The 13,239-nt window shown below is 65.5% G+C and carries 18 protein-coding genes and 1 pseudogene; 7 read left to right on the forward strand and 12 right to left on the reverse strand.

All coding sequences use genetic code 11. The annotated features are described in order from the left end of the window. Positions 1-18 precede the first annotated feature (18 nt). Positions 19-939 (forward strand): choline/ethanolamine kinase family protein, encoded by a 921-nt coding sequence (locus B9Z03_RS29075; protein WP_085467443.1) that lies wholly within the window; start codon positions 19-21, stop codon positions 937-939. Here the strand turns inward: B9Z03_RS29075 and B9Z03_RS29080 are convergent. The 5 genes from B9Z03_RS29080 to rplS form a co-directional block, all read right to left on the reverse strand. Beyond that, the gene (locus B9Z03_RS29080) at positions 930-1,571 is read right to left on the reverse strand and encodes a class I SAM-dependent DNA methyltransferase (protein WP_085467444.1); all 642 of its coding nucleotides are present in this window, start codon (positions 1,569-1,571) and stop codon (positions 930-932) included. The two genes, B9Z03_RS29075 and B9Z03_RS29080, sit on opposite strands and share 10 nt — an antisense overlap. Beyond that, complete coding sequence (locus B9Z03_RS29085) at positions 1,568-2,371, reverse strand: amino acid ABC transporter permease (RefSeq protein ID WP_085467445.1); 804 nt, start codon at positions 2,369-2,371, stop codon at positions 1,568-1,570. Before B9Z03_RS29085 ends, B9Z03_RS29080 begins: the two co-directional genes overlap by 4 nt. Position 2,372: 1 nt before the next feature. Continuing rightward, positions 2,373-2,870 (reverse strand): GNAT family N-acetyltransferase, encoded by a 498-nt coding sequence (locus B9Z03_RS29090; RefSeq protein WP_244561878.1) that lies wholly within the window; start codon positions 2,868-2,870, stop codon positions 2,373-2,375. Positions 2,871-2,880: 10 nt separating this feature from the next. Continuing rightward, the gene (locus tag B9Z03_RS29095; RefSeq protein WP_085467920.1) at positions 2,881-3,672 is read right to left on the reverse strand and encodes a transporter substrate-binding domain-containing protein; all 792 of its coding nucleotides are present in this window, start codon (positions 3,670-3,672) and stop codon (positions 2,881-2,883) included. A 150-nt stretch (positions 3,673-3,822) separates the two neighbouring features. After that, complete coding sequence (rplS, locus tag B9Z03_RS29100) at positions 3,823-4,359, reverse strand: 50S ribosomal protein L19 (protein ID WP_085467446.1); 537 nt, start codon at positions 4,357-4,359, stop codon at positions 3,823-3,825. A 349-nt stretch (positions 4,360-4,708) separates the two neighbouring features. Here rplS and B9Z03_RS29105 point away from each other — a divergent pair, with 349 nt between their 5' ends. Together B9Z03_RS29105 and B9Z03_RS29110 are read left to right on the forward strand one after the other, a co-directional pair. Continuing rightward, positions 4,709-5,059, forward strand: a complete 351-nt coding sequence (locus B9Z03_RS29105) for an MbcA/ParS/Xre antitoxin family protein (RefSeq protein WP_085467921.1) — start codon at positions 4,709-4,711, stop codon at positions 5,057-5,059. Beyond that, positions 5,060-5,566 carry an RES family NAD+ phosphorylase gene (locus B9Z03_RS29110; RefSeq protein WP_085467447.1) on the forward strand — a complete coding sequence of 169 codons (507 nt, stop codon included), beginning with the start codon at positions 5,060-5,062 and terminating at the stop codon, positions 5,564-5,566. It abuts the gene before it with no gap. 20 nt (positions 5,567-5,586) lie between these two features. Here the strand turns inward: B9Z03_RS29110 and B9Z03_RS29115 are convergent, their stop codons facing one another. Beyond that, positions 5,587-5,976, reverse strand: coding sequence for a cupin domain-containing protein (locus B9Z03_RS29115; protein WP_085467448.1), 390 nt, complete (start codon positions 5,974-5,976; stop codon positions 5,587-5,589). 154 nt (positions 5,977-6,130) lie between these two features. On the opposite strand from B9Z03_RS29115, the gene B9Z03_RS29120 reads away from it, so the two are divergent. Continuing rightward, the gene (locus B9Z03_RS29120) at positions 6,131-6,883 is read left to right on the forward strand and encodes a sulfite exporter TauE/SafE family protein (protein WP_085467922.1); all 753 of its coding nucleotides are present in this window, start codon (positions 6,131-6,133) and stop codon (positions 6,881-6,883) included. A 6-nt stretch (positions 6,884-6,889) separates the two neighbouring features. Here B9Z03_RS29120 and B9Z03_RS29125 read toward each other — a convergent pair whose 3' ends face one another. The 5 genes from B9Z03_RS29125 to rimM all read right to left on the reverse strand — a co-directional run bounded on the left by B9Z03_RS29125 (position 6,890) and on the right by rimM (position 9,804). After that, entirely contained in the window at positions 6,890-7,258 is a 369-nt protein-coding gene (locus B9Z03_RS29125; RefSeq protein WP_085467449.1) for a DUF4260 domain-containing protein, read from the reverse strand. Between the two features lie 3 nt (positions 7,259-7,261). Further along, positions 7,262-7,669 carry a DUF4279 domain-containing protein gene (locus B9Z03_RS29130; RefSeq protein ID WP_085467450.1) on the reverse strand — a complete coding sequence of 136 codons (408 nt, stop codon included), beginning with the start codon at positions 7,667-7,669 and terminating at the stop codon, positions 7,262-7,264. Continuing rightward, a protein-coding gene (locus tag B9Z03_RS29135) for an IS5 family transposase (RefSeq protein ID WP_139832309.1) occupies positions 7,653-8,419 on the reverse strand; the annotation gives its coding sequence in 2 pieces (ribosomal slippage) (positions 7,653-8,092 and positions 8,092-8,419; 768 coding nt in all). The genes B9Z03_RS29130 and B9Z03_RS29135 overlap by 17 nt, the downstream gene beginning before the upstream one ends. A 99-nt stretch (positions 8,420-8,518) precedes the next feature. Continuing rightward, positions 8,519-9,211 (reverse strand): tRNA (guanosine(37)-N1)-methyltransferase TrmD, encoded by a 693-nt coding sequence (gene trmD, locus B9Z03_RS29140; protein WP_085467451.1) that lies wholly within the window; start codon positions 9,209-9,211, stop codon positions 8,519-8,521. Next, on the reverse strand, positions 9,208-9,804 hold the full coding sequence (gene rimM / locus B9Z03_RS29145) for a ribosome maturation factor RimM (RefSeq protein ID WP_085467452.1): 597 nt from the start codon (positions 9,802-9,804) through the stop codon (positions 9,208-9,210). Before rimM ends, trmD begins: the two co-directional genes overlap by 4 nt. 107 nt (positions 9,805-9,911) lie before the next feature. Here rimM and B9Z03_RS29150 point away from each other — a divergent pair, with 107 nt between their 5' ends. The 3 genes from B9Z03_RS29150 (at position 9,912) to B9Z03_RS29160 (ending at position 12,238) form a co-directional block, all read left to right on the forward strand. Beyond that, complete coding sequence (locus B9Z03_RS29150; protein WP_085467453.1) at positions 9,912-10,847, forward strand: tyrosine recombinase XerC; 936 nt, start codon at positions 9,912-9,914, stop codon at positions 10,845-10,847. 63 nt (positions 10,848-10,910) lie between these two features. Beyond that, on the forward strand, positions 10,911-11,978 hold the full coding sequence (locus tag B9Z03_RS29155) for a TraB/GumN family protein (protein WP_085467454.1): 1,068 nt from the start codon (positions 10,911-10,913) through the stop codon (positions 11,976-11,978). A gap of 74 nt (positions 11,979-12,052) precedes the next feature. Continuing rightward, a complete protein-coding gene (locus tag B9Z03_RS29160; RefSeq protein WP_085467455.1) occupies positions 12,053-12,238 on the forward strand; it encodes a hypothetical protein in 186 nt (61 codons plus the stop codon). Positions 12,239-12,827: 589 nt separating this feature from the next. Here the strand turns inward: B9Z03_RS29160 and B9Z03_RS29165 are convergent. Then, positions 12,828-13,239: pseudogene (locus tag B9Z03_RS29165) on the reverse strand (dihydrolipoyl dehydrogenase); the annotation flags it as partial.

Below are 13,239 nucleotides of genomic sequence, written 5' to 3' on the forward strand. Positions count from 1 at the left end.
TTGACAAGCGGGCATCGCATGCGCGAGATGCCCGCGTCCATCGATCGCGCACCGGGACAGATGATCGACCCCATCACCCGCATAGCCGTCCTGCCGCTCTGGACGGGCCAGGTTCATACGACCCTCCTGCCGGGCGGACTGGGCAACCAGAGCTATATCGTCGAAGATGACGGCCGGAAGTATGTCGTGCGCTTCGGGCGCGACTATCCGGTGCAGCATGTCTACCGCGCCTGGGAGCTGATGGTCTCGCAGGCGGCGCACCGCGCCGGCTTCGCCTCGGAGATCGTCTATACCGGCCCCGGCGTCTTCGTTGGCGTCTACATCGACGGCAAGAACTGCTCGCCGCAGGAGGTGCGCGCCAAGGCCGACGACATCGTGCGCCTCGTCAAGCGGTTCCACACGGAGATGCCGCCCCATATCTCCGGCGCGGCGCATATGTTCTGGCCGTTCCACACGGTGCGGGACTATGCCCGCACCATGCGCAGCGAGCGGCATCGCAACGCCCATCTGGTCGAAGAGTGGTTCGCCGTGTCGGAGGAGCTTGAAAACGCCCAGGCCGCGTTGCCGATCGTGTTCGGGCACAACGATCTCGTCTGCCGCAACATTGTCGACGACGGCGAACGGATCTGGTTCGTCGACTACGAGCATGCCGGCTTCACCACATCGGTCTGCGATCTCGCCGGCCTCGCCTCGCATTCGTCCTTTGACGACGCGCAGATCGACCATGTGCTCGATCTCTATTTCGGCGCGGACCTCACGCCGGACGTGCGCCGCTCCTTCGACGCGGCCTTGGCGATCATGCCGCTGCGCGAGGCCCTTTGGGGAATGCTCGCCGAAACGCATCTCGACATTCCGCATGTCGACTACGTCGCCTACGGGACCGAAAAGCTCGAAACCCACCGCAGGGCGCTGGAGCGCTTTCGGAGCCGCTACGGCTGACGAACCCGGAACACGAACGCCTTCACCGTTACTGCCGGCTCCGCCACGGCAAAGGCCCGGAACGACGGGCTCTCCTCGATCCGCGCCCAGCGGCCGGCGCTCTCGAGTTCGGTGAATTTCGCCCGGAAACCGCCCTTGTCCAGCACGCTGTCGCGCACGGTAAAGATCAGCGCGCCGCCCGGCCGGACGATCCGCGCCATATCGTCCAGGCTCGACGCCGGCGCGTGGCCTTCGGTGAACACGCCGGTCGACAAGACGGCCGCATAGGCGCCGTCGGCGAGCGGCAGCCTGGCGCCGAGCGCGGCCTCGACAAGATTGCGATAGACGCCGCGACCGCGCGCCAGCGCCAGCATCTCGGACGACATGTCGAGCCCGTCGATATCCTGGTATCCCAAGGCAGCGAGATACGGCCCGGACAGGCCGGAGCCACATCCGGCGTCCAGCAGCGGCCCGGCCTCGACCGGCACATGCCGCGCGACCCAGGCCGCGATGACGAAGGGCAGGCAATAACCGAGCGCGGCGGTCTCGCGGTCGTAGCCGTTCGACCAGGCGGCATAGGCGACGGCGAGTTCGGCCTCGCTCTTCGCCGCATAGACCTGGTTCAACGCATCGCTTGCCTCGTCCGCGCTCATGCCTCGCTCCTGTAGCGCATTCTCCGTTCAAGGCCCCTCAGCGCCAGCGACAGCGATATGGTCAGCAGCAGGTAGATGTAGGCCACGATCGAATAGGTCTCGAAGAACCGGAACGAGCCGGCGGCGTAGACCTTGCCCATCTGCGTGATGTCGGCGACGCCGAGCACGGAGACCAGCGAGGAATCCTTCACCATCGCGATGAAATCGTTGCTGTAGGGCGGCAGGATGGTGCGGAAGGCCTGCGGCCAGACGATATGCCGGAACCGCTGCGCACGCGTGAGGCCGAGGGTCTTGGCGGCGTCTATCTGGCCTTCCGGCACCGACTGGATGCCGGCCCGGAAAATCTCGGCGATGAAGGACGAATAGGCGATCATCAGCGCGATGACCGCGCGCCAGAGCAGCGACACGTCCCGCACCTGCATCTCGCCGAGCAGGCCGGCCGCCTGGAGGGGCGCGGTCAATGCATTCCACAGCGCGACGAAGGCCGGCACGCCGGCAAAGGCGATCCAGAACAGGAGGACCAGGATCGGCACGCCACGTATGATCTCGATGTAGAAGCGCGCGACCTGGCTCAGCACCTTCGACCGCGACAGGCCCATCAATGCCACGCCGAGCCCCAGCGCCGAGGCAAGCGCGAAGGCGACGATCGTCACGAAGATGGTGATGCCGATCCCCTTCGCGACCGTGACGAAGATCTGCGCGTAGAGATCACTCGCGGCGATCGACAGCGCCGCGGCGATCCCGACGAGGACGGCGGCGACAAGCCAGTAGGGAAAGTCCCGTGAAGGTGGCGGAGCCACGTCAGCGCGCCTTGCGGCGGATGAAGAACTGCTCGCGCACGCCGCCGCTCCACTGGTCCTCGTCGTTTTCCGTCACCAGCTTGAAACCATGCCTTTCGTAGAGCCCGCGCGCCGCGTCGAGCCCAGCGAAGGTCGTCAGCCAGACCTGCGGGACAGCACGCTTGTCGCAGAACGCGATGGCGCGGGACATCAGTTCCTTGCCAAGTCCCTTGCCGCGCGTCGCCGAGGACACGATGAACCAGCGCAAGTGCGCGCCCCGTGGTCCGCCACCGGAGATATCGATCGTCACCGAGCCGGCGAGGCGGCCTTCGCCGTCCCAGGCGGTCAGGAAGAGGTCGCGGTCCGCTTCCATCCGGCGCAGGAACTCGGCCATCTCCAGCGCCACCTTGGTCTCGAACTCGATGCCGAAACCCCAGGCGTCGCGGTAGTAGTCCATATGCAGGCCGACCACGCCGGCAAGGCTGCCGGGTCTGTAGCCGTCGAATGTGTATTCACTCATGGCCGCCCGCTCAGGGCTTGTAATCGACGAACCATTTCTGCGTGATCGCGTCGAACGTGCCGTCGGCCTTGAGCGCCGCGATGCCGGCATTGATCGGCGCGACGAGGTCCGAGCTCTTGGGGAAGATGAAGCCGAACTCTTCCGCCTGCAGCGGTGCGCCCACCATCTTGAGCTTGCCGCCGGAGGCGGCAACCAGCGCCTTGCCGCCGGCACTGTCTGTGAGCACCAGATCGACGTCGCCGGCCTGGAGTGCGGCGACCGAGGCCGCGAAGGTCTCGAACAGCTTGATGCGCGGATTGGCCTCGTTGCCGTCGAGCACGTTGTAGACCGCGACGTAGAAGGGCGAGGTGCCCGCCTGCGCGCCGACAAGCAGCTTGTCGTCGGCCGCAAAAGCCTTAGGCTCGGAGAAGCGGCTCTCGTCGGCCCTGACCAGCATGAAGATCTCGGAGAGCATGTAGGGATCGGAGAAGTCGACCTTCTCCTTGCGCTCGTCCTTGATGGTGATGCCGGTCATGCCCATGTCGTACTGCTTGTCGGAGACGGCCTGGATCATCGCGTCCCACGACGTGTTCTGGTACTCGACGGAGAAGTTGAGCTTCTCGGCGAGCGCGGCCATCGCATCATATTCCCAGCCGACCGGCTGGCCGGTCTTCGGGTCGACGAACTGCAGCGGGAAGTAGGCGTTCTCGGTGACGACCACGATCTTCTTGCCGCCGAGATCGGGGAGCGCCTGGGCGGCCGCCAATGCCGGCAGCAGGATGGCCGCGACGAGGCCGGCAAGAAACACTCTCAGCTTGGTCATCTCGAACTCCGGACGTTCCTTGAAAGGGTGATGCAAATCTACCCGCCCGGCACGGGCTTGCAAGGCATGGAGCGCCGGCGAGGGCCATACAAACGAAAAAGGCGCGGATCTCGCCGCGCCTTTCCGGAATTCAGACTGTGGTGTCGAGCCTTACTCGCTGGCAGCTTCCGCTGCCTTGGCGGCCTCGGCAGCGGCCTTGGCCTCGGCGGCGTCCTGGGCTGCCTTTTCCTTCGCCAGCGCCTCGGCGGCGGCGATCTTCTCGGCCTCGATGCGGGCGCGCTCGGCGTTCAGCGCATCGCGCTCGGCGTCGTTCAGCTTGCGGGCGCGCACGCCGGTGTTCTCGGAGATGCGGGCCGACTTGCCGCGACGGTCGCGCAGGTAATAGAGCTTGGCGCGGCGCACCTTGCCGCGGCGGACGATCTCGACCGCCTCGACCAGCGGCGAATAGACGGGGAACACGCGCTCGACGCCCTCGCCATAGGAGATCTTGCGAACGGTGAAGCTTTCCTGGAAGCCGGCGCCCTTGCGCGCGATGCAGACGCCTTCATAGGCCTGCACGCGGGTGCGGCTGCCTTCGGTGACGCGCACCTGGACGCGGACGGTATCGCCGGGCTGGAACTCGGGGAACTTGCGCTTTTCTTCGATCTTCGCGGCCTGCTCGGCCTCAAGCTGACGGATGATATCCATCGTCGGAACCTTTCTTTCGTTGTTCGCCAGCCAGAGCGCCCGACGCTTGCCGATCAGTTCCTGACCGTTCGGCTATGCCCTCCGGCAACGGAGAAGCAGGGGCGAATTCACTTGGGTCTTGGTTACGGCACCGGGAATTCCCGATTTCCGGGCGTGCGGATACACCATCGCGAGCGGATTGTCACCACCGCGCGATGATTTTCTGGCAACGAACCGCGGAACTTCCCGGGTTGGCGATCGAGACGTCGGCACACCGCTACGCCCGAGTGAGGCGTATCACCGATTGAACCGCGCGATTTCCGACGCTATATTGCGTCAGGACAAGTGGCAGCATCTGAAGGTGATGCAAATGACCCTCGCGCAATATGCAGAGAACGGAGTGTTTGCGCCGCGCAAGATTGCGGACACACTGCACACGACCAGCGAAGAAGTCGCACGCACGGCCGGACTTGGCAAAGATGCGATCCAGCGAAAGGATCGTGTCGGGTCGGTCAGGACACAGCGGCGTCTGCGGGAAATGGTCGAGGTCATCAACAAGGTGGAGCCGCGTTTCGGATCACCTCTGGTGGCCTATGCCTGGTATCGGTCACAGCCGCTTCCGGGCTTCTCCGGACGGACCGCGATGCAGCTGGTTCGTGAGGGGCGCGTGGAGGAGGTGCTCGACTATGTCGACGCCGTCGACGCCGGCGTCTACTCGTAGGTGGCATCGTTCCACTATGAGGGCAAACTCTATCGGGCGCTGAACCCGATCTATGCCCGCGAGCCCCTGTCGGGACGCGGAGCAGAACTCTATGGTGGACGCTTCAATCCCAAGGGTGTGCCGGCTCTCTATTGCTCCCTCTCGGCCATGACGGCGCTGAGAGAAGCCAATCAGGTCGGCAGCCTTCAACCAACGACGCTGGTGTCTTATGACGCCGAGATAAGAGAGGTCTTCGACGCCAGGGACGCGACCGCCCTTGCCGGCGAAGGCATGACAGCGGCGGAACTGGCGGACACGACGTGGCGCGACCAGATGAAAACATCCGGCGAAGCCAGGACCCAAGCCCTCGCCCGACGGCTCATCTCGGTCGGCTACAATGGACTGCTGGTCAGAAGCTTCGCGCCAGGCACGACCGCAGACGATTTGAACCTCGTGCTCTGGAAGTGGGGGCCGGCAACCCCTGCGCGCCTCGTGCTGATCGATGACGAGAATCGTCTCTCCACATGAGGCCCAACGCAGCCGGCCCGCTATTTCGCGGGCGAGGCAAGCGGCTTGCCGCGCTCGATGACGTAGATGCCGAGCACCTTCACCGGCTTCTCGCCGACCGCCTTGGCGTCATGCGGCACGCCGGCGGGGATGGTGTAGGAATCGCCCGCCTTCATGGTGATGTCGGGCTGGCCGTCGATGGACAACACCGTCTCGCCTTCCAGCACATAGCCCGTCTCGATGCCCGGATGGGTGTGCCGCCCGGCCGACACGCCCGGCGCGATCTCGGCGAGGCCGGTGACGGTCGTGTAGTTGTCCGGGAAGTCGATCTTCTGCAGCGGCGTGCGCTTGATGCCGGACGACGCATCCTGCGCGGACGCGAGCGCGGTCGCGGCGACGAGGGCCATGACGGCAAGTGAAAATCTCAGCATGTAAATCCTCCCTCCGGAAATCGTTCGCCTCGACTTTAGAGGGTCGCCAGTCGGCCGCAAGTGGCCGCGTGATACGCGTGATCGGGTTCATCGTACCTTGCCGTGCGCATTGTCGCTGACTACAGCAGCGAGGTTGCTCAACCGGATGATCGCCTTGACGCTCTTCGATGCCGCCCTGCTCTTCGTCTCCGCCGTCGTCGCCGGCGCGGTCAACGCCGTCGCGGGCGGTGGCACCTTCCTGACCTTCGGCGCGCTTTCCGTTGCCGGCATACCGCCGATCGTCGCCAATGCGACGTCGTCCATCACCCAGTTTCCCGGCTACATCACCTCGACACTGGCCTACTGGAGCGACATCAGGACGTTCTGGCGCGGCGCGCTGCTGCTGTGTGTCATCTCGGCGGCGGGAGCCTTGGTGGGCGCCTCGATCCTGCTTGCACTCGACAACCCGTCCTTCCGCGCGCTGGTGCCCTGGCTGCTGATCGCCGCCACTGCCATCTTCGCCGCCGGCCCGTGGCTCAAGCCAAAGCCGAAAGCGGGTCAGGAGGCAGCGGTGGGCGGCTTCGTGGGCTCGATGGTGCAGTTCGTCACCGCCGTCTACGGCGGCTTCTTCGGCGCCGGCATGGGCGTGATGATGCTGGCGACGCTCGGGCTCACGCAGGAGGGCGACTACCATCGCCTTAACGCGCTGAAGAACATGCTGTCGATCGTGATCGCGGCGGTGGCGATCGTGGTGTTCGTCTGGGGAGGGGTGATCGCATGGCCGCAGGCCCTGGTGATGATCCCAGCGGTGGCGATCGGCGGCTGGTACGGCGTGTGGATCGCCAAGCGCGTGCCGCAGCCCATCCTGCGCGGCTTCGTCATCGCGATCGGCCTGCTGCTGGCGGTGTATTACTTCGTGACGGGCTGAGCGGGTCTACGACCGCGGCTCCGTCGCTCGCCCGATCCGGCCGAGATGGGTGTCCTGGAAGCCGCTTTCGTGCTTCAATCCATAGCCGAGAGTGCGGTCGATCGCGATATGCGCGGCCACAATGATGGCGAGTTGGGTCAACAGCGGCGAGCCTGCCGCGAGCGCGACAAGCCAGAGTGCGGCGGGCGCGATCCAGGTGTGCACGGCGTTGTAGCACCATGCGCCTATGCGGGGGTTGGCAAGGTAGCCGACCATTGACAGGTCCGGTACGAGGATGAGAGCCGCGAACAGCCACCAGCTGCCACCCCAGATCTGGTAGGCAAGCAGCGCGGTGAGCGCGAGCGCGGCGTACTCGAGACGAAGCAATTTCGACATGATTCACTCCTCCGGATCGGTAGGATCGGAATAGTAGATATCAAGTTCGAGCCGTAGGCCTCGCAATCCCAGTTCGGCTAGAGTTGCGGGCTCCAGACTCAAACCCTGCATTGGCTCGTCCAGCCAGACGCCGCAGAAGACGTCTGCCTCGAACGCCTGAGTCAGATGCTTCCAGACCTCTGAACTGGCGACAGTAGCAGCGAGCAACCGAGATATCTGCCGATCAAGCTGGTCGCCTTGCCCTTCCACAAAGCTGAGCTTCCATCCTCCAGTTCGCGCGATGATGTTTCGCTTGGGCCCCATCAGGTCGCCTTTGCGCTCGGCGGTCGTCGGTGCACAAGCCAATTGCCGCGATATCTCCTGGGGATCTAGCGTATCGCCGAAGAAGCGAAGACTAGGGCGTGGACTCAATAGCGCGTATCCACAGCCGCGCTGATGCGAGTGCGACGGCGGCGAGGAAGTTGCGTGCCAGCTTGTCGAAGCGGGTTGCGATGCGACGGAATTGTTTGAGACTGCAGAAGTAGCGCTCGATCAGGTTCCGCTGCCGGTAGAGTTGGGGATCGACCGATCGTTTCAGCTTCACCTGACTTTGTGTCGGGATATGCGCCGTTCCGCCGCGTGTGACGACCATCTCGACGATCGCTCGGCTGTCGTAGCCGCGGTCGGCGACCACGACGGTAGCGGCCGGAAGACCTGCCAAGAGGTCCGGGAAAGCGGTCTTGTCTGAAGCTTGGCCGGGCGTGATCAGCAAGCGCACCGGCAGGCCGTCCTGATCGACCACCGCGTGGATCTTGGTGCTCAGTCCGCCACGAGAACGGCCAATGGCGTGATCCGGCCCCCCTTTTTTCCGCCCGCGGCATGCTGGTGCGCGCGGACGATCGAGCTGTCGATCAACTGAAGCGACTGCGGAGATCGCTCGGCCAAGGCTTCAAACATCCTCAGCCAGACGCCCTTCTTCGCCCATCGATTGAAGCGGTTGTAGACCGTCGTGTATGGGCCGTATCTTTCCGGCAGGTCTCGCCAGGGCGAACCTGTCCTCAGCACGTAGAAAATGCCATTCACGACCCGACGGTCGTCTGCACGGCGAGCCCCTTTGCCTACCGCCGGAAGCAGCGGCCCCACAATCCGCCACTCCGCCTCGCTCAGATCATAGCGCGCCATTTCAAGGCTCCTTTCGATAACCTTGAATCAAGCTTCGCTCAGCAACTCAAGCCTTATTGAGTACAGACTCTAGCCGAGGTTGCGATGACATGAGCCATCTCAGATACCGCGATCTTCCAACAGGTCCGGCCGCCTCTCCCGCGTCAGCTTTTCCGACTGCTGTCTTCGCCAGGCGGCGATCTTTCCATGATTGCCGGACATCAGCACGTCGGGGATGGGCCGGCCTTCCCATTCAGGCGGGCGCGTATAGTGCGGATGTTCGAGCAGGCCGTTCTCGAAGCTCTCCTCGCCGCCCGAGGCTTCGTTTCCCATCACGCCCGGCAGGAGCCGCACGACCGCGTCGAGCAGCACCAGCGCCGCCGGCTCGCCGCCCGACAGGATGTAGTCGCCGATGGAGACTTCCTCCAACCCCCGCGCATCGATCACGCGCTGGTCCACGCCTTCGAAGCGCCCGCAGACGATGACCGCGCCCGGCCCGTCGGCGAGCTCGCGCACGCGCGCCTGTGTCAGCGGCTTGCCGCGCGGGCTCATCAGCAGCCTGGGGCGCTCGTCGCCGGCCGCAGATGCATAGTCGATCGCGGCGGCGAGCACATCGGCCCGCAGCACCATACCCGCACCGCCCCCGGCCGGCGTATCGTCGACAGCGCGATGACGGCCAAGACCGAAGTCACGGATCTGCACCGTTTCGAGCGACCAGTCGCCCCGCTCCAGCGCCCTGCCGGCAAGCGATATGCCCAGCGCACCGGGAAACATCTCCGGGTAGAGCGTCAGCACTGTTGCGCGGAAACTCACCGGTTGCCGCCCGCCGATTTCGGGCCGCGCGGACGCTTGTCGACGGCCTTGCGGTCCTCCTCGTCGCCATCATCGTCTGTGTCGACGAGACCGGCGGCGACCGGATCGACCCGCACCTTGCGGGCCTGTGTGTCGACGTCCGGCACGGCGGCCCTGGTGAAGGGCACCAGGACGGTCGACTTGCCACCTCGTGCGATCTCCAGAATGTCGCCGCCGCCGAAATTCTGCACTGCCAGCACCTTGCCGATCGGCGCGCCTTCAAGGTCGACCGCGTCGAGCCCGATCAGGTCGGCGTGGTAGAATTCCTCGTCCTCCAGGTCGTCCGGCAGCATGTCGCGGTCGACATAGAGCGCGGTGCCGTTCAGCGCCTCGGCGGCCGAACGATCGGCGACGCCCTTGAAGCGCACTACCGCCATGTCCTTCTGCATGCGAATGTCGAGAATGGTGAAGGCGCGCCCCGCCTCGTCATAGAGCGGCCCGTAGTCGTCGAGCGCCAGCGGATCGCCGGTGAAGCTCTTCACGCGCACTTCGCCCTTGATGCCGTGCGCGGCGCCGATGACGGCCATCTGGATAGGATTTTGCGGCTTGGACATGTTCATCCTCCTAGCGGGGCGGCCCGGCCAAAACAATCGTGCCGGCTTCACCCTCTGGTAAGATCGTGAATTCAGCATGGCGCAGATTCGGAGACGGGCAAACAGACGTGGGCGAGATCCTCATCACGGCCAGGGACGACCTGCACAGGGCGCGCGGCGACTGGTTGAAGATGCTCGCGCGCGAACGCCGGCTGTCGCAGCTTACCGTCGAAGCCTATGAGCGCGACACGCGGCAGTTCCTGCTGTTCCTCACCGAGCATTGCGGCGGCCCGCCCGGCCTGACGGACATCGCCGCACTGCGCACGGCCGACCTGCGCGCCTTCCTGGCGCGGCGGCGCAACGAGGGGGCGGGCGCACGCACGCTTGGACGCGGACTGGCCGGGGTTCGCTCCTTCCTGCGCTGGCTGGAGAAGCGGGGCCTGGCCAACGCCGCGGGCGCTGCCGCCATGCGCGCGCCGAAGCAGCCGAAGTCGCTGCCCAAGCCGCTGACGGCGGCGGATGCCAAGCGGGTGGTCGCGCTCGGCGAGCAGATGAACGAGGAGCCCTGGATCGCCGCCCGCAATGCCGCCGTGCTGACGCTGCTCTATGGCTGCGGCCTGCGCATTTCCGAGGCGCTTGGCCTGACAGGGGCCCAGTTCGCGCATGGCGAGACGACCTTGCGCGTCACCGGCAAGGGCAACAAGACGCGGCTGGTGCCGCTGCTGCCTATCGCGTTGCAGGCCGTCGCCGAATATCGCCGGCTCTGTCCGTATCACCTCGACAACCAGGGCCTGCTGTTCCGCGGCGCCAAAGGCGGGCCGCTGCAGCCCGCGATCATCCAGCGCGAAATGCAGAAGATGCGCGCAGCGCTCAACCTGCCGGATACGGCCACGCCGCATGCGCTGCGGCACTCCTTCGCCACGCACCTGCTCGGTCGCGGCGGCGACCTGCGCACTATCCAGGAACTGCTCGGCCATGCGAGCCTGTCGACCACGCAGGTCTATACCGGCGTCGACACCAAACGCCTGCTCGACATCTACGACGCGGCGCATCCCCGCGCCTGACTTCGCGCATTTGCGCGGCCGCATTAACGGAAAAAACCGGAATTGGCGCGTAGCCTGCCGCGCATGAAGAAGCCTGTCGCCATCGCCGACCGCGCCGCCAGCGTTTCGCTCTGGCTGGTCGCGCTCGCCAATATCCTGTTTCTGCTGGCCTTCCTCGCCACGCTCGTCGCTTTGTCCGGCCGCGCCGAAGCCGCCACGCCGGTCTGCACCGGCAAGAACATGATCGAGGAGATGGCGACTTCCGATCCCGCAGCGCTCGACAGGATAAGAGCGGAGGCGGCGGAGACGCCGAACGGAGCCGGGCTGCTCTGGAAGATCGAAAAAGAGGGCGCGGAGCCCTCTTTCCTTTTCGGCACGATGCACATGACCGACCCACGCGTCGTCACGCTGCCGGCCAGCGCGCAGGCCGCCTTCGACGCTTCGTCCACCGTCGTCATCGAAACGACCGACGTGCTGGACCAGCAGAAGATGCTGGCAAGCTTCGCTTCCAGCCCCGAACTCATGATGTTTACCGACAAGACCACCCTGACCTCGCTTCTGCCGCCCGAAGACAAAGCGATGGTCGAAGAGGCGCTGGCCAAACGCGGCATTCCGCTGGCGAGCGTCATCAAGATGAAACCCTGGATCCTGTCCGCCATGATCGCGCTGCCGGCCTGCGAGCTTGCCCGCAAGGCCGCCGGCGAGCCCGTGCTCGACCTAAACCTGGCAAGGCAGGCCGAGAGTGCCGGCAAAAAGCTCGGCGGGCTCGAAACCGCGAAGAGCCAGCTCGAGGCAATGGCCTCGCTGCCGCTCGAATTCCACGTCGAAGGGCTGGTCGAGACGTTGCGGCTTGGCGACGGGATCGACGATGTCATCGAGACCATGATCGACATCTATCTGTCCGGCGACACCGGCCTGTTCTGGCCGTTCTTCGAGACGGCCCTTCCCTCGGGCGAAGACGGCAAGTCCGGCTACTCGGCCTTCGAAGAGACCATGATCACCGCCCGCAACGGCGTGATGGCGAGGGAGGCGAAGCCTTTCCTCGATGCGGGTCGCGCCTTCATCGCCGTCGGCGCGCTGCACCTTCCGGGCGGCGAGGGCGTGGTCGAACTGCTGCGCAAGGAAGGCTACACCGTCACCCGCGCCGACTGATCACGCAAAGCGTGATTTTGCGTCCCTGTCTGTCGATGTTAGCGTTTTGTCATCGACCAGCACAGGAGACGACGATGAAGACACTGCTCGCCGCTGCCGCACTGCTTGGATTGACCGCTTCGGGCGCGCTTGCCGCTGCGGCCATGACATGGTCAGACCGAAACCACCAGTCGGTCGCGACCCTCGACATGTCGACCACCGCCTCGACCACGCCCGAGACGCCGGTGAAGGAAGAGAAGACGCCCGCCGAAGCCAAGTAAGGCTCCTTGCGCGACGATCAGCAACGGCCGGACTTTGTGTCCGGCCGTTTCCATTCGTGAAAGGGCCCTACTCACGCCGATTTGAACCAATCTACCCGTTCGACGTTGTCGCTGCGTAGCAGCAATGGAGAACCAAGATGGTGGATCCCCTCAATACTGATCCGCGGGGCACCCCTCCCCCTCACCCGGCAACCGATCCGACGCGCGTGGACAACCGCACCGTGGTCGAGTCGCGCAGCGGTGGAACCGGCGTGCTGATCGCGGCCGTCTATCATTCTCGCGATCGTCGCCTATTTCGTGTTCGGCAACACAGGGCCGGTACCCGAGGCGCCTCCGCCCGCCGCGACCGAACCGGCGCCTCCGCCAGCAGCAACGCCAGCGCCTCCGGCAGCCGAGCCGGCGCCCCGCCCCAACGCCGCCCCCGGCGGCCGAGCCGGCTCCCGCGCCGACCCCGCCTCCGGCAGCTGAGCCCGCACCGGCTCCGACGCCACCCCCGGCGCAGCCTGCCCCGGCGCAGTAAGGTCGCTCAGGCCCAAAACGACAACGGCCCGCCTCTCCGGCGGGCCGTCTTGCATCGGAGCGGTTCGGCTCAGATGTGGATCGGCTTGAAGAACGTCGCCAGCGCTGCCTCGCGCACCGCTTCGGACATGGTCGGATGCGCATGCGTGGTCCGCGCCAGATCCTCGGACGAGCCGCCGAATTCCATCAGCACGGTCAGCTCATGGATCATCTCGCCGGCGCCGAAGCCGACGATGTGCGCACCAAGCACGCGGTCGGTCGCCTTGTCCGCGAGGATCTTCACCAGGCCTTCGGTGTGCAGCATGGCGCGGGCCCGGCCATTCGCCGTGAAGGGGAACTTTCCGACCTTGTAGTCGATCCCGGCTTTCTTCAGCTCCTCCTCGGTCTTGCCGACGGAGGCGACCTCGGGGCTGGTGTAAACCACGCTCGGGATCGCGTCGTAGTTGACGTGTCCGCGCTGCCCGGCGAGGATCTCGGCCACC

This window comes from Mesorhizobium australicum (genome assembly GCF_900177325.1).
In the GTDB taxonomy this organism is placed as follows: Bacteria; Pseudomonadota; Alphaproteobacteria; order Rhizobiales; family Rhizobiaceae; genus Mesorhizobium_A; species Mesorhizobium_A australicum_A.